The sequence below is a fragment of the Chryseobacterium sp. HR92 genome, assembly GCF_045689405.1.
Lineage (GTDB): Bacteria > Bacteroidota > Bacteroidia > Flavobacteriales > Weeksellaceae > Chryseobacterium > Chryseobacterium viscerum_A.
The window spans coordinates 1,471,837-1,493,011 of record NZ_CP139139.1 but is presented as its reverse complement, the minus strand read 5'-3'; the positions used below and the strand labels follow the sequence as shown (position 1 = coordinate 1,493,011).

Sequence of the window (21,175 nt, the reverse complement as noted above, 5' to 3'; positions counted from 1 at the left end):
CCACCCCTATTGAGTTTTAATAACAACATCTTTTATCTTTTATCTTTTATCTTTTATCTTTTATCTTTTTAATTAAATTCTTACATTTGATTAACACCAAACATTAAAAATATACTACTATGAAAAAATTCTGGATAGGAGCAGCTATTGGACTTCTTTTCCTTGGAAGTTGTGCTCAGAATAAAGAAAAAAGAGAGGAATATAAAGATGCCCACAACAAGGATTCTTTAAGAAATAAAATGGGTGATTCTGCTGTGGCTAATTCTATACCTGCTCCGGCAGCTACCGATACTTCAAAAACAAAACCCGACAGTACAAAGGTTAAATAAAATCACAAATCCACAGAAGTCTGTGGATTTGCACTTAAAAAAACTTGACTGAAAAAAAACCGGGCAATCAACCCCGATTATGAGGTATATTTGATATTCTTGAACAGAATATTTCCTTTTAAAGATAAAAATGGGAACCGTGGCTGTTTCAATAATGAAATATGCCCGTGTTCCATATATCAATTTTTCATGGTTTAGTTGTAAGCTTAGGGAAATTGTCTTGCTTTATATTATTTCAGAAAAAGGATATTCCTTCAAAAAATAAAAGAGATCAGCTGTAGTATGATTGTGTTCATGTCCCTGGAACTGGCGCAAAGATAGGACAGCAAAGGGTTCCTGTAAAATAATAGGTTGTTCATTTTCGTGAAAATAGTAAGGTAGAATTTAAAAATCTATCTTTTTTTAATCATTTTCAGGAAAATGAACATTTTTATCTGATTGATTTTCAGCATCAAGATATTTGATATAAGCTGATGGGGAATAGTCTGTGACTGCTTTGAAAACTGCAGCAAACTTACTGTGTGAAGAGAAGCCGCATTCATCAGCAAGAATGCTTATTTTATATTGCCTGTACTTCTCATCGTTGATCAGCTTATCAACAATATATTTGATTCTTAAACGGTTGACATATGATTTAAAGTCAGCACTTTTATGCTGGTTAATTACATAAGACAGGTATTTTGTATTGGTATTTAATTCACCTGCAAGAAAAGACAGAGACATTCCTTTATTGTTATAGAGATCACCTTTCTCAAAATCGTCAAGAAGTTCAAGCAGCTTTGATTCGGTTTCGGAAGTCATCAGAGAATCATTTCGTCTTCGGTCTGTTTCAGAATCTTTTTCATCAATTTCTTCCACAGATATATTGGAAAACTCAGAACCATCAGATTGTTTTAAAGGATGATTACTCCTGCTGCGGCTCACTTTCAACTGAGTTCTTATGATATTTCTGAACTTTGAACGTTGTTTTTTCTGCTTCATTCTGAAGAAAACAAGTAAACCAATCAACAAAGTAAACAGGACAATAATGGTGGCATTTTTCACCAGATTCATATGTCCGCCCTTTTTGCTGATCTTCCCTTTTGAAATCTCTGCCCCTTTCATTGTGAAACTTTGATTACGGGCTGCAATACTGTCATATGTCCTTACATATTTCACAGCATATAAAGAAGCTTTGAAATTATCCCCTACTCCTTCATAGTAATCATTTATATTGGAGTATACTGCTTTTTTCAATGTAAGACTTCGGGAAGTATCTGCTATTTTTTCTGCTTTTTTAAGATATAGTTCAGCTTCTTTCCAGTTTTTCTGCTTCAGACGGATTCCTCCCAAACCATTATAAACCAATCCGAGCGTACAGCTTCCAACTTTAAGCAGGCCTTCAGCTTTCCTGTAATAATTTTCAGAAACGGGATAATCATTAAGTTTGAAATAGGCATCACCCAGCAATTGATAGGAAGCAGCAGCAGTCCTGTCTTCATTACGGCTATTGATTCTTTCAAAATATTTCAGGGAAGATTCTATAAATCGTATTGCATTGGAGTAATTACCCAGCTCCATTTCATAGAAAGCCATTTCCTGATTCAAGAGTCCTGCCGCCTCATTGCTTTTTTGAAAATCAGTAATCCTGCCGGAAGCTTCCAGCCCTTTTACAATGTATTTTTTAGACCTTTCATACAACCCTACCTGTCTATATTGTCTGCCAAGTAATCTGGTTACAACAGCCATCCATTCCGGATCGTTAGTCTGATTGATTACTGAGTGGGCGTTTTCACTATAGCAAATAGCTTTTTTAAGCTCACCAGCATGATGATAAAGTTCTGAAGAGAGAATAAGGCATTGTATTTTCTCAGAAGGTTTCTGTGCCAACATATAAAGAGAATCCGCAGTCTTGATCGCTTTGGGTAAGTCCTTATACGCCGTAACAGAAGAAGTTTTTTCACAGATCAGGTCAAAGCTGCTTTTTTTCTGAGCCAATATGGGGACTGCTGTTATCAGCAAAAACAAAAATTTCAGGAGATTTTTAGACATACAGAAACAAATTATTATTTTTTATTTTATAATAATTCATCATTATTTTCACTGGGTGTCTTTTTGTTTTTTACAAAACTAGTGATATTTTATTTTTTATTAAAACATTATATTGAAATTTAACTATTTAACCCAAAATAACCATTTACATTAATTTTAATAATTACACAAAAACAATAGGTGATTATCTTTCATATCCCCCTATCTCTGTTTTAAAACTAATGTTATGGTATAATTATTTTCAATATGAACGGCTCATGTGTCATCATATTTATTACATTTGCAGGGAATAAAAAGTTTTTATGAAAAAAATAGCAATACTTTCCTCAATCTTTATAGGAGTTCTTGCATGGGCACAGGGAATTAAATTTGAAGACGGCAACTTCGCGTCTATCCTTGCCAAAGCAAAAAAAGAAAAAAAACTGGTCTTTATAGATGCATATGCTTCATGGTGTGGACCTTGTAAACTGATGGTGAAAAATATCTTTCCACTTCAGTCTGTGGGTGACTATTATAATTCTCACTTCATCAATGCTAAAATTGACATGGAAAAAGGAGAAGGAATTGAGCTGGCCAAAAAATATAATGTAAAAGCATTCCCTACTTATCTGTTTATTGACGGAAACGGTGAAGCGGTACACAGAACGTTAGGATATGTTGAAGAAAAAGACTTTATCCAGTTTGCCAAAGATGCTGAAGATCCGAACAAAAGACTGACTTCTCTAAAGCAGCAGTTTGAAAAAGGAGAAAAAGATCCTGAGTTTCTAAAGAACCTTGCAGGACTTACCATGTATAATGATGCTGAGTTTGCCGGTAAAGTACTTAACCGTTATTTCCAGCAGAAGCCAAGTTTAGATCAGGAAGATGTTCAAATGCTTCTTTCAGGGGTTCAAACTACAGACAGCCCTCTGTACAAAATTTTCCAGGATAAGAAAGCGGATATCATTAAATTCTTCCCGGAAGATAAGTATGAAAAGTTTGACAAAAACATCAAGCTGAATACAGTTTCCAAAAAAGCATATAACGCAGATACAAAAAAATGGGACGACAACTACTTCATGTCTGAAACTCAGAAATTCCTAAGCAAAGAAGAGGCTGACAAGATCTTAAAAAGAATGAAAGCCAACAGAGCTTTAAAGAATAAAGATATTCCTGAGTATGAAAAACTGATCCTTGATTTATACAAAGACTATTCTGCAGCAGGTTCTGAAGAGCTGAATTCTCTTGCTTGGAACTTCTTTGAAAACGTAAGCAATAAATCATCTCTTGAAAAAGCAATTGCATGGGCACAGGAATCTGTAAAGAAAGATCAGAACTTTGCCAATACAGATACTCTGGCCAATCTTTACAATAAAATTGGAGACAAGAAAAATGCAAAAACCTGGGCTGAAAAGTCTATTGAGCTTGCAAAAAGCACAGGGCAGGATTCTTCTGACACCGAAAAATTATTGAAAAGCCTTTAATTAGGAATACATAAAGTAAAAAACCGCAGAACTGAAGTTCTGCGGTTTTATTTTGTTTGGTGAGCAGGAATGGCAAACCACCCCGTCAAAAATTCTTTGAATTTTTGACACCTCTCCAAAGGAGGGGAATTTTCACGTCTTCAGTTGTAATATAAGTGAAAATAAAGCTCTCCTTCTATTTTATAAGATATAACAAGCGATTTATTCTCTTCATTTAGTATTCAAACAGAACACTTCCCCATGTAAATCCGCTTCCGAAAGCTGAAAGAAGGACCAAGTCTCCTCTTTTGATTTTCCCCTGTTCAATCGCTTCACTTAAAGCAATAGGGATAGAAGCTGCGGTCGTGTTTCCGTATTTCTGAATATTGTTAAAGATCTTTTCGTTCGGTAATCCGAATTTTTCCTGTACAAACTGAGCAATTCTAAGGTTAGCCTGATGTGGAATAAACATATCAAGATCTTCAACTGTTTTTCCTGCTTTGTTCAATGCTTCCATCATAGTCTCCGGGAACCTTGTTACCGCATGTTTGAACACGAAGTTACCGTTCATGATCGGATATACCTCTTTGTTGGTTACATTTTCAGGTTCTTTTCTCATTCTGTCACTCCATCCGAATTTTGACCCCGGGAACTGAGTACAAAGTTCATCTGCATATTTCCCTTCAGAATGCATATTTACTGCTAAAATATCACCTGAATTTTCATCTTCTGAAGCTGAAAGTACAACCGCTCCTGCTCCATCTCCGAAAATAACAGAAACCCCTCTGCCTTCGTCAGAAAAATCTAATCCGAAAGAGTGAATTTCTGCTCCAACAACAAGGATATTTTTATAAGTACCTGATTTAATAAATGCATTAGCAACGCTCATAGAATATACAAATCCTGAACATTGATTTCTTACATCCAATGCTCCAATGGTATCACATCCCAGCATATCCTGAAGCAATACCCCGCTTCCCGGGAAATAGTAATCCGGAGAGAGGGTTGCAAAAACAATAAAATCAATGTCTTTTGAGGTAAGACCTGCATTCTGAATGGCTTTTTCTGAGGCTTTAAATGCTAAATAAGCAGTGGTTTCCTGAGCATCATTCCTGTTTTTTCTGTGTCTCCTTTCTTTGATACCCGTTCTTTCCGTAATCCATTCGTCATTTGTAGTCATTAGTTTTGCTAAATCATCATTTGTAACAACGTTATCTGGAACATAAAATCCCACACCTTTTATTGTACTTTTAATCATATAGTTTTTTAATTTTGGCAAAGATAAAACTTATTTAACACATAGTTTTTCAAAATATTAGTATTTTTACTTTATGCCAATTGATACGATATACAGAACCTCCCAGTGTGAATGGGTAGATGTAGAGGCTCCTACAGCAGAAGACCTGAAATTCCTTCATGAAAGATATGAAATCAATAATCTTCTTCTGGAAGATACCATGGATCCCAACCACCTTCCCAAATATGAAGAAGACGGAAATGTCAAATTCTTTCTCCTTCGTGAGAGCACAGAGCTGGAAAGAAAGAATCTGAATACCATCAGTGATATCAGCACCAAGATCGGGATTTTTCTGGTGGAAAATACCATTATCACCATCCACAGGATGAAAACCAGAAGCATCACCGAAGTCAAGAAGAAAGTTTCTTTGATTCAGGAAGATCTTAATCCTCACCAGATAACGTTAATGATTGCTATATTGATCATGAAAAGTTTTGATGATGAATCTTTAAGCCTGTTCGAGACTATGGACAATATAGAGAATGAGATTTTCCTTAAAAATACGAATCATACAAACCAGATCCGCCGTCTTTATAAACTGAAAAGAAAATCAGGATTAAATTCACGGGTACTGGTGATTTCTACGGATGCTATTGATAAATTTAAATTATTGAATTTACAGGACTCCGAAATTGTTGATTTAAAGGATAAACATAAAGATGTAGTGGCGGATTTTGATCATTTAAATATTCAGATCACCAACCTTATTTCAATGTTCCTGGCACTTTCGGATCAAAAGGCCAACCAGGTTATGAAAGTTCTGGCTATCTATTCTATTTACTTCTTACCTATTACCTTTATTGCTGGGGTTTATGGGATGAATTTCGATAATATGCCTGAACTGCATCACAAATACGGATATTTTATAACACTGGGAGCTATGGCTACAGTTATGATCAGTACATTTATTTATGTAAGGAGAAAACAATGGTAATTCATTTTTACAAACGCAAAGGCGCATAAGAATACAAAATGATATATGTTTTAAGGCGCAAAGATTTTATCTCCGATACAATATAACCTAGTTGACTATTTTAGATCAGAGATTGCTTCACCTCAGATCACAATGACTACACCATCAAAACAAAATACCATGACTACTGAAAACCTTAACAAAGTTCTGGAAGATTCTTCTCTTTCGCAGGACTCCAAAGAAAAACTGGCTGCTTTGCATGAGAATATATCCGCCAAAGAATTCTCTGATCTCCTGGATCAGTCTGGGAATCAGTATGTAGAGTTTGTACAGGAAGGTGGTGGTGTCTGGGGAAGTGCATTGGTAGGTTATCTTTACGGCCTGGAAATATTCGGTGTGCGTTTTCTGAAAGTAGCCGGAACGAGTGCCGGAGCCATTAATACCATGCTCATTGCAGCCTGTAAAACCAAAGAAGAGCGCAAAAGTGAGCTTATCAAAGAAATCCTTTTCAGCTGGGATTTTTCCGATTTTATGGATGGGAAAACCTATGTAAAAACTACTCTTCATGCGATGCTTAACAATAAGGATTTTTTTAAGATCAATGCCATTATTGCTGCGATCCTTTTCATAATCCTGATCAGTATTCCTTTTCTGGCTTCTTCAAACACTATACTGAATGCCAAACTGATGTTTCTGATTCCTCTGATTCCGGCTGTCATTCTCTTTTTCTGCATTCAAAAGCTATATAACAATTTCAGAAAAGAAAACAGCGGCCTCAACCCCGGAAATGTTTTTCAGAATACCATGCAAAATGCACTGGATCAATTTGGAATAAAAACGGTGGCCCACCTCAACGAAAAATTTATTCAGAAAGAACGGGATCTCAACCTCAGCTATCGATATGGAAACGGGCATGAATATTATATGATGGCAATACAGAGTATTGAAAATATTAAAATCAAAAATAAGGAACATATTGATCCGACCCGATATAGAATTTTCTATGAAAGTGCTCTCAATAATGATTATTATAAAAACAATCCGTTTTACCTTCTCAAATCTGAATATGTGGTCATTACCACCGATATCAATGCTAAAATTAAGGTGGAGCTTCCTACGATGGCCAATCTCTACTGGTCTGAAGAGGAACTGAAGCACATCAGTCCGGCTGAGTTTGTAAGAGCATCTATGGCCGTTCCTTTTTTCTTTGAACCTTTTCAGAAACAAATCAATAAAAACGACAGTTCTGTAAAGTATGCCTGGAGATATTGGATGAATACCAAACCTGAAGATATCAACCCTGCCGGGGTTTTCATTGATGGAGGCAGTATTTCCAACTTTCCTATTGACCTGTTTCATGCCGATGAAGTTTTTTATCCGAGAATGCCTCTTTTCGGGGTGCAGCTGACGAGTGACTCTGCTATTCTTTCAGAAAAAGGAAAAAGCAGTGCAGAAATCCTTAAAACACCTTTCAGCTATGCCGGAAATATCATCAGTACGTTGAAAGGTTTTAATGACAAAACCTTCCTTACGAAACATACTTTCTATCGTTTGTACAGCATACAGAGTGTCAATTGCGGTACCAGCAGCTGGCTGAATTTCTTTATGAAAAGAGGCGAAAAGGAAGAGCTTTTCAACAGAGGTTTTCAGGCTGCTCTTGATTTCCTCAATGGATTCGACTGGGAAAAGTACAAATATGAAAGAATGATGCTTACGATGAAAGAGAAGAAAATATTGAAAGAAGAGGATACGCCTACCGTGGGATAAGGATTCTTTAGGTATTTTAGTTTTTAAATCACCAATATTATGAATAAAAACAATAGTATGAAATACATCTGTCAATGCTGTGGAGAAGAGAAAGAAGACTGGCCGGCCCTAGCCTACAATGCTCCTTATTTCTATTCATGTCTGTCAGAAGAAGAATTAAAAGATGCTGAACTCACCTCAGATTTATGTATTGTTGACGATTCCGAGAATATCCACAGGTTTATCCGTACCGTTCTGGTACAGGAGGTCATAGATGACTGCAGGGATTTGGATTATGGAATCTGGGTTTCATTGAGCGAAAAGAACTTTAATGAATATGTTGAGAATTATGACAATAAGGAATTTGAAACCGAATATTTCGGATGGCTTTCTACCTATCTCCCGGATTATGATTTTCAGGAAAGCGTTCCTACAACGGTTGTGGTAAATAATTCTGTAGGCCGGCCGTTTGTCTTTCCTCACCAAAGCTATGACCATCCGTTTGTGTATGATTTTTATAATGGAATAACAAAAGAGGAAGCAGAGAAAAGAATCAACAGAGTTTTAAATAGAGAATAGATGAAATCAGTTTACAAGTACCTCTTTTTTACCGGATTGTCAATCTTAGGCTTATCCATTATAATATTTTTCACCTCCATGGGGTTATTTATAGCAAGAGGAGATTATTCTAAAATCATCATCAAACTGGGTGAAATTTCTTTTGCGTTATGGCTTCCTTTTTTAATGATAGGAATATTTTTAATCATAGTAGGGATAGTTGGCAGATTGAGAAAAATTCAATAAAAATATATTAATCAAATATGAAAAATTTATCTCAGAAAAATCGCATTTGATCTCCCTTTCATTTTTAACAACCTATTTATTAAACAATTCATTAAAATGATCACATTAGAATATTTAAAAGGGATATTGAGCACTTTCGCCCGCTTAAACACGCCAAATACTGAACTCATGTATCAATATGATATTATAGAATTTGAACTCTCAACGGATGTTATTGATATCTTGAGAGATAAGTGCGGTCTTCATAAGACTTCAATTTCTTATATCAATACAATAGATGAACAAGGTCTAAAAAGATTTCTAGATGAATGGCTCTTCAAGAGGGGAGAATTGATCAATATCCCATTAAATGACAGAAGAAAGAATGACGAAGTATATTTATTTTACAGTACATTAAAAGCAGTGACACAATTACAATCCGCACATTTTATCGCTCTTAATAATGATTATGACTTTATAGGAATTATGTATGATTTTCTTCTTATTAAAGGCAGTGAGAAAAATTACCTCTTATATTTTCTTTATTCTGATTGATATCAACCCATTTATAACTGGTCCAGAAACTCCAGATACATCGGAACACTTCTATTGATCCATTCATCAGAAGAATCTCTTTCAATTCCGTAATAAACGAAAGGTTCTTTATAATCTGCTTTTATATAATCAAAAGTCAGTTCATAAGGCCTGAAAAGCTCTTTCATCGTGTATTTATATTCTCCGGCCGTGGAGTATCCTTCTTCATCTATTCCAGCAGTAACAGCCAGTGACATTTTCTTTCCTGCCAGCTTGAAACCACTGTTGCTTCCATATGCCCAGCCATATAAAACCACCTCATCCAGCCATTGTTTTAAAAGCGGCGGACTGCTGAACCAGTAAAAGGGAAACTGAAATACGATCTTGTCATAAGATTCCATCATTTTTTGTTCCTGTGCCACATTAATTTTCCCATCGGGATATGCTTCATATAATTGATGAACCGTATATTTTTCCGGGTATTTTTTCAATTCATCAATCCATTTTTTATTAATTGCTGATTTTTCAATATCAGGATGTGTAACAATTACTAAGGTCTTCATTATGTTTAAATTTCTATGACAAAATTACTACACATAACTTACATTTCGTACATTAGCAACCTATTGTATGGTACTATAAAAAATGTAAGTAATGACTAAAATAAAGGAAACCTCTACTAATTTTGCCAATAAGAAAGCACTTGCTGATGAATGTCCTGAAATCTATGCATCCAACATTATCGGAGGGCAATGGGCATTGGCAATCTGCTGTTATCTGATTAGTGGGAAAATGAGATTCGGGGAACTTAGAAAGAAGCTTCAGAATATTACCGAACGCATGCTTACTCTTCAGCTCCGCCGATTGGAAGAAGACAAAATTATTACCAGAACTGTCTATGCAGAAGTTCCGCCAAAGGTAGAATATGAGCTTACAGAAATTGGCTATAAGCTAAAACCCATTATCCTGGAGTTTGAAAAATGGGGAAATGAACATAAAAAGCTGATGAAGCAATCCTCAAAGAATGGTTGAAAAATGCGATTCCTACGGAATGACAATAGAAGTATTTGACATTATGCACACACTTTGTCATTCCGTAGGAATCCAGGCTTATTAATTGTATTATAATTGTTGAATAATCCGTATTCTACCTCACTTCAACCTTTTTCCACAAAGGCTTTTGAGCCAAAACTTTTGAATGTATCGGGCAGCTTTCATGATGAGCTCCTTTCAGATATCCGGTACTCATAAGAAATTCGTTTACGATTTCTCCGCCTGTGAATTTGAATGTTTTTTTGAATACCTTCATCCATTCCTCCAGGGTTTTAGGATGATGATGTTCCAGCCATTTTTCAAATGATCCGAATTCTTTCTGAAGCTCTATAATCGTTTTAGCATTTTCAATCGCTGCATTTACCTTTAGTTTATTTCTGATAATTCCCGGATCACCTAGCAGTCTTTCGCGGTCTTCTTCTGTATAGACTGCTATTTTTCGGATATCAAAATGGTCATATGCTTTTCTGAAACTGTCTTCTTTTTTCAGGACGGTTTCCCAGCTTAGTCCTGCCTGGTTGATTTCCAGAATCAGTCTTCCAAACAACTCATTATCATCATGAATGGGAAACCCATAATAATTGTCATGGTAATTTTTGTGCAGTTCTTTTCTGCTTTCAGGCTGCATGCCTTCTATTGCTAAACAATAACTCATTAGAATATGTTTTCTGTTTTCGTTAAAAATTGTTCCAGGGCTTCTTTAATATCAATTCCCGTGCGGTCTGCCAGGATGATCAGCCACCAGATATTTTCTGCTAATTTATGTTCCAATTCTTCCGCTGAATCTTTTTTCAGCCATGTTTTCTCATGAGACATTACATTTCTCCCTACTAGTCCCGCATCCGTAAGATAAGCAAGAGCATCCTCTTCCAATGTCCATTGGGTTCCGTTGCTTTTTATTTCCAGCTGATGATACTTTTCTCTGATTTCTAAAGAACGTTTTATGATGATGTCAAAATTATTGGTTTCCATATTTTGCTGTTTTAAGTAAACTTTCAGGATGTAAAGATAAACCGGAACTGTGACAACTGTCCGTCAGCAGTGATTTCAATTTTTAAATTTAATCATAATTCCATTTAATTTCTTCCACTCAGAGAATATTCAGTAGTTTAGAGAGCTCAAAAACTACATCATGAAGTCATTGTTTTCTTTCATCTTTAGTATATGTTCCATAGTCATAAATGCCCAAAACTTATATTCTAAAGCCTATGGAAATCCAAAAAATATTCCTGTTATTTTTATTCATGGAGGACCAAGCGGAAATGCTACTTTATTTGAAGGAACCACAGCTCAAAAACTTGCCGATAAAGGATTTTACGTAATTGTATACGACAGGCGTGGGGAAGGCCGTTCAAAAGATGAAAATGCTACCATGACTTTTAAAGAAAGTTTTGAGGATTTAAAAGGAATTTACACAACTTATCATCTCAAAAAAGCAAATATTCTTGCCCACAGCTTCGGTGGAATTATCGGGACTCTTTTCACTTCACAGTTTCCTGAAAAAGTAAATACACTGACTCTTGCCGGAGCTTTATTTACCCAGCAGGAAACCTACAATCATATTTTGAAACAGGCTAAAGAACATTTTAAGAACGATCCTTCCCAGCTCAAAGAGATTTCAGAAATAGAAAATCTGGACAAAAATTCTGCAGCCTATAGAAAAAGATGCTATGAAATGGCCGGTAAACTCAATTTCTTCGATATGCCCAATCCTACTCCCGAAAGTGAAATGCTGAGAAACGAATACAAAGCGAGTGAATTTTATAAAAACAACATCAGAAATTCTGATTCGCCTCTTAAATTTTATAAAAATGAACCTCTTAACAATCTGGATAATACATCTGTTTTAAAAAATATCCAAAAAAAAGGAATTTCCATTTTTGCTGTGTATGGTAAAAATGATGGAATATTTTCAGAAAAACAGCTGAATAATCTTAAAAATATTGTCGGGAAGAAAAATTTCAAGCTTATTGACAACTGTTCTCATTACCTATTTGTAGATCAGCAGGAGGATTTTTTACAATTTATTAAGCTAAAAGTGTAGTTTTGTAATTATGCCCAATTCAGGACTCCATATGAAAACCTATAAAGCTGTCATTATGATGCTTGTTTTGGTGTTTTCATTATCACCGTGTTCTGTAAAAAGAAATGTTCTTGATATTTTTGATATTCAGTACATCAGCGGGCTGAATAAGGTAAAGACAACCTCGTCACTTTCTTCCAGCTGCGATACAGCATCTGTTTCCACAAGAGTTTCAGTATCAAAAGCTAAAATTCAGGAGCAATACAAAGATTCTTTTTCCAATTTTTATTCCATTGCAAAAAATTCTGCTGAAAAGAAGATTTTCTTCAATGAATACTCAGGGCATTCTACAGGAAGCAGCCCTCCGAAATATATTCTATTTAAAAGACTGAAGCTTAATCTGGTTTAATTTTTTTAATCCAATTAAAGAATCAGTTTTTTATAATACAATATTAATTTTCAATGAAACATACCTTAAACAGCCAGTCTTCGGACATGGCCGGATTATATACTTTATCTCTCCGAATGGTCATCGGATGGACTTACTTTTCAGCCTTCTGGCGCAGGCTTATCCTCGAAAATAAACTTATTCCTGATGAACAGGGATATATTGGGGAAAAATTCAATCATTTTTTACCGAATGCACTTGGCATAAAGCCTATTATCGAATATCTGGTTACCCATCCTGATGCTTTACAGCAATCCATGATGATTTTCACTATTATTGAAGCTATTGTGGGATTATTCATTATTCTCGGGTTATTTACACGGCTTATGAGTATCGGCATCTTCGGTCTTGCCCTCGGGATTCTTTTGGGTTCTGGCTGGCTGGGAACAACCTGTCTTGATGAATGGCAGATAGGAGTCTTAGGAATTTCAGGCGGATTTGTGCTGTTTCTTACCGGAAGCGGTCCTTATTCAATGGATTATTATTTCATGAAGAATAACAAAAGTTTTTCTCAAAAAAGATGGTTCCAGTGGCTTGGTTCGGGAAGTTTGCCTGTCTCACAAGCAAAAGTTCTTGTATTGGCCGGATCACTCATCATATTCAGTCTGACCCTTTTTACCAATCAGTATTTTCATGGAGGTGTATGGGGAACCCTTCATAATAAATCGGTAAAACCGAAACTGGAAATTTCAAATATTTTCCATGATAATTCGAATTTAAAATTTGAAGTGTACAGAACGGAAGGTGCCGATGTTTATGGCTCTTTCCTGATAGGCATCCACATTCTGGACAAAAATGGAAATATTTTAAAAGCACTGGATCATAAAGAGCTTTCTAATTTTCCTAAAAAAGATATACAGAATCATTATGTAACCAAAATAAAACCGGGGAAACACAGCCTGGTGATTCCTCTGGGAGCAAAGGCTGATGTAACTCTGGATATTGATGATATTCTTCAGAAAAGTGAAATTCACGCGCTGAAACTGATTGATATCAGCGGTATTGAGTGGATAGAGAAGATTGAATAAAATATTTTGTGAGTGTACGCAAAGGCGCGAAAAGTTTGTATGGATGTGTCATAAAACACAAGGATTTTATCTCCGATAAAATTGAATACTGCTGATATTTTTGATAAGGTTATAGTTAAAGTACTAGATACTTTATTGGTTTTGGCTAAAGCCATTAGACATTCATTTACAGAAAAAGCGGACTTTAGTCCGCTTTTATTCATATTTTGAGATAAAAATTCATTACAATAAGGTCTGCGGAATCTGTATAATCAACGAGATCATTGATAATTATCCTATTTCTCAGAGACCGTGATATGATAGCAGCAAGAACTGTCCGGATCAAGTTTCAGTACTTTTATGTCTAGTAAAACATCCAGCCCCATTGTATCGCAAACTCCCTGTAAAAAAGGTTTTATGACAGGCCATTTCAACAGACCTGCAATCTGCAGGCTCTGCGTGATTTTATGGTAACGGTCTACTCCTTTAATCAGCAGTTCACATTTGTGTTCATTTAATTCTTTAAATTCAAAATTATATTCGGGACTGGATGTAAAAATTGCTCCTATCAATATTTTGGCTACAGCCGGAATACCAGGCTGCAGATTAGGTTTTATTTCAAGATTTCTCAGTGTCATTCTGGATCCGAGATCATACATAAAAGTACTGGAAAGCTGCTCAATTGCATCGCCTCCATAGAGTCTGCCAATCTGCTTGAGCATTCCGCCATAAAAAGCTCCTGTAATATCAGACAGACGCTGGGTAAGTTCTGTAAAGGTTCCGGGAAAGAAATCTGAGATAATCTGAGCCTGATTCATTTCAGGAAGAAAGATATCATGTTTTCTGAAGTCTGATAATGCCAGGTAGGTTTCCGGTAATTGTATTTGATTCATATTTAATATTTTGTAAGTATGCTGAGATCATGGTTTAGTTAAATAATGAAACGAAAGGCAGTATTTTATAAAGCTTTCGGAAATAAGAACATCGTCTTTATTCGATATAAAAACAAAGTAAAAGACAGCTCCCGATCAATTGATATTCAGATAAAAATTCGGTATTCTATTAGAAAAATTCCTTTTTGAAAAAGGTTTGAGGGGTAAGGGAATCTATTCATATTTTTTCATTTGTTCGTGTAAAGCTAGAAAAAATAATTAAACTCTCCAATAAGTGATATTATTTTTTATTTAACAAAATTAAAATTGAAAGTTACTGCCTAATATTATTTTACAACAGAAATGGATAAAAAAAAACCTTCGAGAATATCGAAGGTTTTTAATTAAAATTTAGTGCATGGCTTCACTCAAATCTATTTTTTCTTTGCTCTTTCTTTCTTTTACAAGTAAGATAAACGGAATACATACCAGGAATATTACCCCGAGGTAAAGAAAGACATCCATATAAGAGAGTACTGTTGCCTGTTTGGTAACAGACATATCAAGCATTTTATAGGCGGCATTCATTGCTGCATCTGGTGTCATTCCCTTCGCTACAAAACTTGCTTTAAGAGCTGCCAGTCTTTGCTGGACATCAAAACTGTTTTCGTCAAGATGAGAAATCAGGCTATTCCTATACTTCTGGCCTGCATTGGCAATAAAAGTTGTGATGGCTGCAATCCCGAAAGACCCTCCAAGTTGTCTCATCATCCCGGTAAATGCTGCTCCCTGACCAATCTCCTGCCCTTTCAATGTACTTAATGATAAGGACGTGATTGGAATAAACAGGAGTCCTAAACCTGCTCCTCTTACGATCAGCATCCAGAAAAACGCATCTTTACTGGTATCTGGTGTCAAAATTTTATATCCCCAGAAACTATAGACAAAGAAGATGAACAATCCTAAAGAAACCAGGATCTGCTGTTTTGCTCCTTTTGCAAGTAATCTCCCAATAATAGGCATCATGAAAGCTGTCGTTAAAGCAGCCGGAATCATCAAAGCTCCTGACTGAAGTGCCGTCCATCCCAAAATACTCTGGGTATACAATGGAACGATGAACGTAGAACCATAAAGCCCAAATCCAAGCACGAATGACATCATTGTTCCGATTCTCAGATTACTGTTTTTAAGTACCCTGAGCTCAACAATTGGGTATTTAAAAGTAAGCTCTCTCCAAAGGAATAATATAAATCCTAGAACAGCAGCTACTGTAAATGCTACAATCATCCCACTGGCAAACCAGTCTTCCTCATGTCCTCTTTCCAGAATGAACTGTAATGAACCTACCGTTACTGCCAGTAAACCAATTCCAATCCAGTCTACATCCGAAACTTTGCGTTTTTCTGCATATTTCGGACTTCTTACAAACTGCAGTGTCATCAAGGTTGCTGCAATTCCAATCGGAATATTAATATAGAAAATATATGGCCAGCTGAAGTTATCAACGATATACCCTCCAAGAGGCGGACCTAAGGTAGGACCAATGATTACTCCCAAACCATAAATGGCCTGTGCCATACTTCTTTTTTCAATCGGATAAGATTCCGTAATAATCGTCTGTGAAGTTACCAATAAGGCTCCCCCACCGATTCCCTGCATCAGTCTGAAGAACACAAGTTCCCAGATATTGGTCGCATTTCCACATAAAAATGAAAATATGGTAAATATAATGATGGATGCCGCAAAGTAATTTCTACGCCCAAACTGCTGGGAAAGCCAGCTCGTCATTGGTACTATAATTACGTTACCAATGGCATAAGCCGTGATTACCCATCCCACTTCAGAAAGTGTAGATCCAAGATTCCCCTTCATTTCATTCAAGGCAACATTGACAATCGTGGAGTCTACAATTTCAAGAAGGGCACAAAGGATAGCCGTAATCGTAATGATTACTCTCCGCGCTCCATATTCTACTAATGAATCTTGCATAATTTTTATTCGAATATTTGTATTAATGTAAAATGTAGGATGTATTAATGATTTTCAATTCACCATGAATACATTTTACGTAAGTACATGAATACTATTTCAAAGCGACCTCTGCCTTCACGTTCATTCCTGTTCTCAATCTTTTGGCAATATTCTTATCAAGATTTACAAAATCGATTTTTACAGGAAGTCTCTGAACTACTTTTACGAAGTTACCACTTGCATTATCCGGAGGAAGAATGGAGAAAGTAGCTCCTGTAGCCGGCGAGAATGAGCTTACCACTCCTTCAAATTCCTGATCAGGGAAAGCATCAATCTCAATTTTCACCTTCTGTCCTTCTACCATTTTGTCTACCTGTGTTTCCTTATAGTTGGCCACTACCCATTTCTGGTCGTTTTTAACCAAAGCAAACAACTGTGCTCCCGCCTGCAGATACTGGCCTGCCTGTGTAGGTACTTTTCCTACATATCCGTCTTCAGGGGCAAGGATTACAGTATAAGATAAATTCAGTTTTGCATTTTCTACATCTACTTCTCTTTGTTTGGCAACAGATCCTGCGACACTAATTTGTTGTGAGCTTGCTGCGGTCTGAGAAGAAGCAATATGGGTTTGCTGAGCAATTTGATTTCTCTGGTCAACTAAAACCTGTAATTGTCTGTCTGCAGATTGTTTTGCAGCTAAAGCCTGCTCATACTGTTGTTCTGTAATAGAATGATCTTTTACAAGATTAGCATATCTCTTCAAATCCTGAGAAGTTTTCCAAACGTTTACTTTTGCAGCTTCTATCTGAGCATTAGCAGTTACTACTGCCGCTTCGGAAGAGCCGATATTTTTAGAAGTCGCTGTAGTAGTAGCTTCTGCATTTGAAATATTGCTTTTAGCGGTTGATAATGCTGCCTGAGCCTGATCAAGTGCCATTTTCTGATCTCTGTTATCCAAAATCACCAAGGTATCTCCTTTCTTTACAAACTGGTTGTCTTTTACTTTTACCTGAGCTACATATCCTGAGATTTTAGAAATTACCGGGGCCATATTGGAAGCGATCTGAGCATCGTCAGTCTCTTCATGATACTGTCCGTAAGTAAAGGCTCTGTAACCATAGATTCCTCCTCCGATTACTACTGCCGCTAAAATGATAGGAAAAACTAAACTTTTTTTCTTTTTAGGTTCAGCTGCCTGTGTATTATTATTTTCCATTTTGGTTTCGATCTGATTATTTAATTGTTAAAGTTCCTGTTGTCTGTAATAGTTTTCTGTATGCTAATGCTGCATCTGCCTTAGCATTGATCACACCTACGTTTGCTGCAATCTGCGCTGCGTCTGCATCCAGTAATTCTGTCATGGTTGCAAGACCGTTATCGTATTTATTTTTTGTGATTCTGTAATTTTCATTAGCCTGCTCAGCAGATTTTTCGAAAACAGTAATTCTCTTTTTTGAATAGTCTGTATTCTGATATTCTCTGTTCACATCAAGCTTAATGTTGTCATTCAATAGTTCATCTGTAGCAGCAAGCTGTTTTTCTCTTGCCTGCGATTGTCTCAATGAAGAATTTTCTTTCCAAAGATTGGATAAGTTATAAGAAACCCCAATTCCTACATTGATAGCATTGTATACGGTAAGAAATTTAGGAATATCTGCCGCTACATAACCTCCGGTAAATGCAATAGAAGGAAGGTTTTCAGCTTTTGCAGCCTTTGATCCCAGCTCTGCCGCTTTTCTCTGTTGTGCTAAAGCCTGTAAATCTTTACGGTTTTCTCTGGCTTCAGTTACATAAAAATCAACCGGTTTCACATCTGAACCTTCTTCAATATAGTTTTCATCCACTTCTAACTCTGTAGTCTCAGGAATACCTAGTAACAAATCCATATTGATGTTGGCAATATTGTAATTGTTCTTAGCTTCCAATAGCTGAAGTTCGATATTTGAAGTCTGAAGGTTTGCTTTTAATCTGTCATTTCTTGCAATCAGACCATTGTTTTCCATTTTAAGAAATGTCTCATCTCTTTTTTGAGAAGCAGCAAGGTTTTCTTCAAAAACTTTGATTGATTGGTTAGCTTTAAACAAATTATTATAAGCCTGAGCTACGTTATAAGCAATAGCAATTTTATCATTCTCAGTGCTTAATTTGGAAGCTTCTACCAAATATTTAGCCGACTGAATACCATATTTGATTCGGCCGCCGCTGTAAATCGGAACACTAAGATTAGCTGAACCGTAAAGCACCTGATGTACTTCGGGGCCTCCTGCTCCTGAAACACCCGGAAGTTTGATATCTACATTGGGTTTTATCGGAAGATACATATAGCTGCCTGATACTTTTAATTCCGGCAACTGTCTGTTTTTAGCTTCCAAAAGATCAGCTGTAGCCTCTTCGATCTTGGCTGCATCGATCTTGAGATTCTTGCTGTTCTGGATTCCCAGCTGCACAGCTTCGTCAAGAGAAAGTGTTTTTTTCTCCTGAGCATTTGCATTTGCTATTCCTACGAATAGTGATAATGCAATCACTGAGTTATTTATTCTCTTCATAACCTAAAAGGTCTTTTAGTAAGTATTTAATGTGTCTATTAAGTTCTGTATAGTATCTTTCATCAAAAGCTGCCTCATCTTCTGTTTCATTCAGGAATTCTTTATACATTTCTTTCGCGTTGAAAGCATAGAATAAAGTTCCGCTTACTGTGGAATGAAGCAGATAAATAGGAGGTTTTTTGGTGAAAATTCCATTTTTAAGACCACTTTCCAATATTTGTGAATACATAGAAAGAAATCCCATTTTGATTTGCTTCAAAAATTCTACAATCTGAGGATTCTGAGTATGCAGCTGCTCTCTCTGCATAATCCTGTAAAAGCATTTTTGAGTTCTGATTTTATTAGAAAACTGATCAATTACTTTTTCAATTTTCTGCCATTCGTTGATATCGGTTCGTCCCAAAAGATCTTTTGAAAAAAACTGACCTTCATTCATTCTGTATTCCACTAATTTCTCATAAAGTTTTTCCTTAGAGCCAAAATAATATGAGATCATAGAGATGTTTACATTAGCCTCCTTTGCAATTTCCCTGGTGGAAGTTCCTTCAAACCCCTTTTCGGCAAAAAGCTTCTCGGCTGCAAATAATATATTTTCTTCTTTTGAAATCATGCTAGTGTTCATTTTTCAGGGCGCAAATTTACACAAGTTTTATACAAAATCAAACGATTGATTGATTTTTTAATATAGATTTAATTTATTGTAAATAAAAGATGATCTCTATAATATAGTACAGGACTAATAAAAAAGCCTCTGTTTCCGGCAAAAAACCTCAGTAATTGCTCGGTTTATTTAAAGTTCAGATAACTCGTTACAATAAATCCTTTTATTTCTTTAAAAATTTTAAGCTTAAAAAAATGAAAAACAAAAACTCCGGTATTGCTGCCGGAGTTTTATTTATATGCTTTTGTGAATATATCTTGATAGTTTTATCCCAAGATCTGTCCATACAATTTTAGGATTTCCGTTTCGGGTCAGATGCAGGTCGGCTGCATTGATTTCTTCTAAGATACTCTCAATATTGGCTCCGCTGATGAATTTTGAAAACCCTGTCCAGTTGAATCCGTTTGCATCTATCTTTTTATATACCAGATTCTCAGACTGATAATTCTGAAGTAGTGCAAGTCTAAAGATTTCGGAACAGTAATTCAGGAAATTTTTCTGCTTTTCCCGGTTCCATCCTGCAATTTCTCTGGCCCAAAGAATTATACTTCTTAAATATTCAGGCTTCTTTTTTACCATAAAGGCGTCTCTCACCCACTGTACAAAGAGTTTTTCAAATTCATTGGTTTTATCTCCGGAGTTCAGCAGTTTTACAGCATCATTAAGATCTCCCTGCGCTTCATGAACAATCTCTTTCACTTTTTCTTCTGAAACAGAAAAGTTCTTTTTGAGATGGTTCTCAATATCTTCATCATGTATTCTCGGGATTTCTACAATCTGTGTTCTGGAAAGAATAGTAGGAAGAATATCATTGGTACTTTCTGCAGTAAGAAGGATAATTGTTTTAGCCGGAGGTTCTTCTAAAAATTTCAAAAATTTGTTTGAAGCCGCGGTATTCATTTTATCAGCTCTCCAGACAATAAGAATTTTGGTTCCTCCTTCAAAGCTTTTCAAAGAAAACTTCTGGTTCTGGTCATCAATTTCATCTGCTGAAATAAACAGCTGTTTGTTTTCAGACTCTAAAAAAGCAGTCCAATCATCATAACTTGCATAAGGAGAAGCCATGATCATTTCTCTGAATTCATCAAATTTATTCTTGCTTAAAGAATTTCTATTGTCCGTAAAAACAGGAAAGCTGAAATGCAGATCCAGGTGATTGAGATGTTCTACTTTTGCTGCAGCATATTCATTTTCACGATTTAGAATCTCTTTTGCATAGGCCAAAACCATAGGTAATGTTCCGTATCCCTCTTTTCCTACAAAAAGCTGGGCATGGCTCACTCTGTTTTCGGCAATGCTTTCTTTAAGAAGTTTTTTCAGATTTGTCTGTCCGGCGATGTTCTCCCAATTCATGTTTCAAAGATAAAAAATCTTATTTCAATTTATAAAATTAAGTCTGCTTAAAATGTATAAAACTATAGACTACAAATTTCAAAAGAGCAACACTCCTAGTTCTATTATAGGAAATATCAATCATAAGATTAGAATAAAACTTAAATTTATATTTCACACAATTTAA

Annotated in this window: 21 protein-coding genes; 10 read left to right on the top strand and 11 right to left on the bottom strand. The window is 35.9% G+C overall.

The window, feature by feature from the left end; genetic code table 11:
• The first annotated feature begins 119 nt into the window (after window positions 1-119).
• Complete coding sequence (locus SFA27_RS06740; protein ID WP_407297176.1) at window positions 120-329, top strand: hypothetical protein; 210 nt, start codon at window positions 120-122, stop codon at window positions 327-329.
• A 402-nt stretch (window positions 330-731) separates the two neighbouring features.
• On the opposite strand, the gene SFA27_RS06735 is transcribed toward SFA27_RS06740, so the two are convergent.
• On the bottom strand, window positions 732-2,360 hold the full coding sequence (locus tag SFA27_RS06735) for a tetratricopeptide repeat protein (protein ID WP_407297174.1): 1,629 nt from the start codon (window positions 2,358-2,360) through the stop codon (window positions 732-734).
• 302 nt (window positions 2,361-2,662) lie between these two features.
• Between SFA27_RS06735 and SFA27_RS06730 the strand changes: the two genes are divergently transcribed.
• The gene (locus SFA27_RS06730) at window positions 2,663-3,823 is read left to right on the top strand and encodes a thioredoxin fold domain-containing protein (protein ID WP_047378424.1); all 1,161 of its coding nucleotides are present in this window, start codon (window positions 2,663-2,665) and stop codon (window positions 3,821-3,823) included.
• Window positions 3,824-4,037: 214 nt separating this feature from the next.
• On the opposite strand, the gene SFA27_RS06725 is transcribed toward SFA27_RS06730, so the two are convergent.
• On the bottom strand, window positions 4,038-5,060 hold the full coding sequence (locus SFA27_RS06725; protein WP_047378425.1) for a 3-oxoacyl-ACP synthase III family protein: 1,023 nt from the start codon (window positions 5,058-5,060) through the stop codon (window positions 4,038-4,040).
• 73 nt (window positions 5,061-5,133) lie between these two features.
• Between SFA27_RS06725 and SFA27_RS06720 the strand changes: the two genes are divergently transcribed.
• From SFA27_RS06720 to SFA27_RS06705, 4 genes are all read left to right on the top strand, one after another.
• Window positions 5,134-6,033 (top strand): CorA family divalent cation transporter, encoded by a 900-nt coding sequence (locus tag SFA27_RS06720; protein WP_047378426.1) that lies wholly within the window; start codon window positions 5,134-5,136, stop codon window positions 6,031-6,033.
• 159 nt (window positions 6,034-6,192) lie between these two features.
• On the top strand, window positions 6,193-7,779 hold the full coding sequence (locus SFA27_RS06715) for a patatin-like phospholipase family protein (protein WP_407297172.1): 1,587 nt from the start codon (window positions 6,193-6,195) through the stop codon (window positions 7,777-7,779).
• A 57-nt stretch (window positions 7,780-7,836) separates the two neighbouring features.
• Complete coding sequence (locus SFA27_RS06710) at window positions 7,837-8,337, top strand: DUF2199 domain-containing protein (RefSeq protein ID WP_407297170.1); 501 nt, start codon at window positions 7,837-7,839, stop codon at window positions 8,335-8,337.
• Between the two features lie 321 nt (window positions 8,338-8,658).
• The gene (locus SFA27_RS06705; protein WP_407297168.1) at window positions 8,659-9,096 is read left to right on the top strand and encodes a hypothetical protein; all 438 of its coding nucleotides are present in this window, start codon (window positions 8,659-8,661) and stop codon (window positions 9,094-9,096) included.
• An 11-nt stretch (window positions 9,097-9,107) separates the two neighbouring features.
• Here the strand turns inward: SFA27_RS06705 and SFA27_RS06700 are convergent, their stop codons facing one another.
• Complete coding sequence (locus tag SFA27_RS06700) at window positions 9,108-9,638, bottom strand: NAD(P)H-dependent oxidoreductase (RefSeq protein ID WP_407297166.1); 531 nt, start codon at window positions 9,636-9,638, stop codon at window positions 9,108-9,110.
• 91 nt (window positions 9,639-9,729) lie between these two features.
• On the opposite strand from SFA27_RS06700, the gene SFA27_RS06695 reads away from it, so the two are divergent.
• Window positions 9,730-10,107, top strand: coding sequence for a helix-turn-helix domain-containing protein (locus tag SFA27_RS06695; protein ID WP_047378430.1), 378 nt, complete (start codon window positions 9,730-9,732; stop codon window positions 10,105-10,107).
• Between the two features lie 115 nt (window positions 10,108-10,222).
• On the opposite strand, the gene SFA27_RS06690 is transcribed toward SFA27_RS06695, so the two are convergent.
• Both SFA27_RS06690 and SFA27_RS06685 read right to left on the bottom strand, forming a co-directional pair.
• Complete coding sequence (locus SFA27_RS06690; protein ID WP_407297164.1) at window positions 10,223-10,783, bottom strand: DNA-3-methyladenine glycosylase I; 561 nt, start codon at window positions 10,781-10,783, stop codon at window positions 10,223-10,225.
• Window positions 10,783-11,100 (bottom strand): MazG-like protein, encoded by a 318-nt coding sequence (locus tag SFA27_RS06685; RefSeq protein WP_407297162.1) that lies wholly within the window; start codon window positions 11,098-11,100, stop codon window positions 10,783-10,785. Before SFA27_RS06685 ends, SFA27_RS06690 begins: the two co-directional genes overlap by 1 nt.
• A 160-nt stretch (window positions 11,101-11,260) precedes the next feature.
• Between SFA27_RS06685 and SFA27_RS06680 the strand changes: the two genes are divergently transcribed.
• Genes SFA27_RS06680 through SFA27_RS06670 form a run of 3 tightly spaced genes read left to right on the top strand, consistent with a single transcriptional unit; the run spans window position 11,261 to window position 13,627 of the window.
• A complete protein-coding gene (locus tag SFA27_RS06680) occupies window positions 11,261-12,172 on the top strand; it encodes an alpha/beta fold hydrolase (protein WP_407297160.1) in 912 nt (303 codons plus the stop codon).
• Window positions 12,173-12,203: 31 nt separating this feature from the next.
• The gene (locus tag SFA27_RS06675; protein ID WP_156118471.1) at window positions 12,204-12,560 is read left to right on the top strand and encodes a hypothetical protein; all 357 of its coding nucleotides are present in this window, start codon (window positions 12,204-12,206) and stop codon (window positions 12,558-12,560) included.
• Between the two features lie 53 nt (window positions 12,561-12,613).
• Window positions 12,614-13,627 (top strand): TQO small subunit DoxD, encoded by a 1,014-nt coding sequence (locus SFA27_RS06670; RefSeq protein ID WP_407297158.1) that lies wholly within the window; start codon window positions 12,614-12,616, stop codon window positions 13,625-13,627.
• A gap of 275 nt (window positions 13,628-13,902) precedes the next feature.
• Here SFA27_RS06670 and SFA27_RS06665 read toward each other — a convergent pair whose 3' ends face one another.
• The 6 genes from SFA27_RS06665 to SFA27_RS06640 form a co-directional block, all read right to left on the bottom strand.
• A complete protein-coding gene (locus SFA27_RS06665; protein ID WP_407297156.1) occupies window positions 13,903-14,499 on the bottom strand; it encodes a hypothetical protein in 597 nt (198 codons plus the stop codon).
• 390 nt (window positions 14,500-14,889) lie between these two features.
• Complete coding sequence (locus SFA27_RS06660; RefSeq protein WP_047378440.1) at window positions 14,890-16,467, bottom strand: DHA2 family efflux MFS transporter permease subunit; 1,578 nt, start codon at window positions 16,465-16,467, stop codon at window positions 14,890-14,892.
• Between the two features lie 94 nt (window positions 16,468-16,561).
• Window positions 16,562-17,665, bottom strand: a complete 1,104-nt coding sequence (locus tag SFA27_RS06655) for an HlyD family secretion protein (protein ID WP_047378441.1) — start codon at window positions 17,663-17,665, stop codon at window positions 16,562-16,564.
• Window positions 17,666-17,681: 16 nt separating this feature from the next.
• A complete protein-coding gene (locus tag SFA27_RS06650; RefSeq protein ID WP_047378442.1) occupies window positions 17,682-18,995 on the bottom strand; it encodes a TolC family protein in 1,314 nt (437 codons plus the stop codon).
• Complete coding sequence (locus tag SFA27_RS06645) at window positions 18,979-19,617, bottom strand: TetR family transcriptional regulator (protein WP_047378444.1); 639 nt, start codon at window positions 19,615-19,617, stop codon at window positions 18,979-18,981. The genes SFA27_RS06650 and SFA27_RS06645 overlap by 17 nt, the downstream gene beginning before the upstream one ends.
• Before the next feature lie 273 nt (window positions 19,618-19,890).
• Entirely contained in the window at window positions 19,891-21,009 is a 1,119-nt protein-coding gene (locus SFA27_RS06640; protein ID WP_407297153.1) for an ATP-binding protein, read from the bottom strand.
• Window positions 21,010-21,175: the final 166 nt, after the last annotated feature.

What these genes read in the sequence shown, in the direction of transcription:
- SFA27_RS06710 (WP_407297170.1), top strand. Translation starts at nt 7,837, where the DNA reads ATGAAATACATCTGTCAATGCTGTGGAGAAGAGAAAGAAGACTGGCCG.
- SFA27_RS06680 (WP_407297160.1), top strand. Translation starts at nt 11,261, where the DNA reads ATGAAGTCATTGTTTTCTTTCATCTTTAGTATATGTTCCATAGTCATA.
- SFA27_RS06705 (WP_407297168.1), top strand. Translation starts at nt 8,659, where the DNA reads ATGATCACATTAGAATATTTAAAAGGGATATTGAGCACTTTCGCCCGC.
- SFA27_RS06675 (WP_156118471.1), top strand. Translation starts at nt 12,204, where the DNA reads ATGAAAACCTATAAAGCTGTCATTATGATGCTTGTTTTGGTGTTTTCA.
- SFA27_RS06715 (WP_407297172.1), top strand. Translation starts at nt 6,193, where the DNA reads ATGACTACTGAAAACCTTAACAAAGTTCTGGAAGATTCTTCTCTTTCG.
- SFA27_RS06670 (WP_407297158.1), top strand. Translation starts at nt 12,614, where the DNA reads ATGAAACATACCTTAAACAGCCAGTCTTCGGACATGGCCGGATTATAT.
- SFA27_RS06695 (WP_047378430.1), top strand. Translation starts at nt 9,730, where the DNA reads ATGACTAAAATAAAGGAAACCTCTACTAATTTTGCCAATAAGAAAGCA.
- SFA27_RS06735 (WP_407297174.1), bottom strand. Translation starts at nt 2,360, where the DNA reads ATGTCTAAAAATCTCCTGAAATTTTTGTTTTTGCTGATAACAGCAGTC.
- SFA27_RS06690 (WP_407297164.1), bottom strand. Translation starts at nt 10,783, where the DNA reads ATGAGTTATTGTTTAGCAATAGAAGGCATGCAGCCTGAAAGCAGAAAA.
- SFA27_RS06730 (WP_047378424.1), top strand. Translation starts at nt 2,663, where the DNA reads ATGAAAAAAATAGCAATACTTTCCTCAATCTTTATAGGAGTTCTTGCA.
- SFA27_RS06740 (WP_407297176.1), top strand. Translation starts at nt 120, where the DNA reads ATGAAAAAATTCTGGATAGGAGCAGCTATTGGACTTCTTTTCCTTGGA.
- SFA27_RS06720 (WP_047378426.1), top strand. Translation starts at nt 5,134, where the DNA reads ATGCCAATTGATACGATATACAGAACCTCCCAGTGTGAATGGGTAGAT.
- SFA27_RS06725 (WP_047378425.1), bottom strand. Translation starts at nt 5,060, where the DNA reads ATGATTAAAAGTACAATAAAAGGTGTGGGATTTTATGTTCCAGATAAC.
- SFA27_RS06665 (WP_407297156.1), bottom strand. Translation starts at nt 14,499, where the DNA reads ATGAATCAAATACAATTACCGGAAACCTACCTGGCATTATCAGACTTC.
- SFA27_RS06700 (WP_407297166.1), bottom strand. Translation starts at nt 9,638, where the DNA reads ATGAAGACCTTAGTAATTGTTACACATCCTGATATTGAAAAATCAGCA.
- SFA27_RS06645 (WP_047378444.1), bottom strand. Translation starts at nt 19,617, where the DNA reads ATGAACACTAGCATGATTTCAAAAGAAGAAAATATATTATTTGCAGCC.
- SFA27_RS06650 (WP_047378442.1), bottom strand. Translation starts at nt 18,995, where the DNA reads ATGAAGAGAATAAATAACTCAGTGATTGCATTATCACTATTCGTAGGA.
- SFA27_RS06660 (WP_047378440.1), bottom strand. Translation starts at nt 16,467, where the DNA reads ATGCAAGATTCATTAGTAGAATATGGAGCGCGGAGAGTAATCATTACG.
- SFA27_RS06685 (WP_407297162.1), bottom strand. Translation starts at nt 11,100, where the DNA reads ATGGAAACCAATAATTTTGACATCATCATAAAACGTTCTTTAGAAATC.
- SFA27_RS06655 (WP_047378441.1), bottom strand. Translation starts at nt 17,665, where the DNA reads ATGGAAAATAATAATACACAGGCAGCTGAACCTAAAAAGAAAAAAAGT.
- SFA27_RS06640 (WP_407297153.1), bottom strand. Translation starts at nt 21,009, where the DNA reads ATGAATTGGGAGAACATCGCCGGACAGACAAATCTGAAAAAACTTCTT.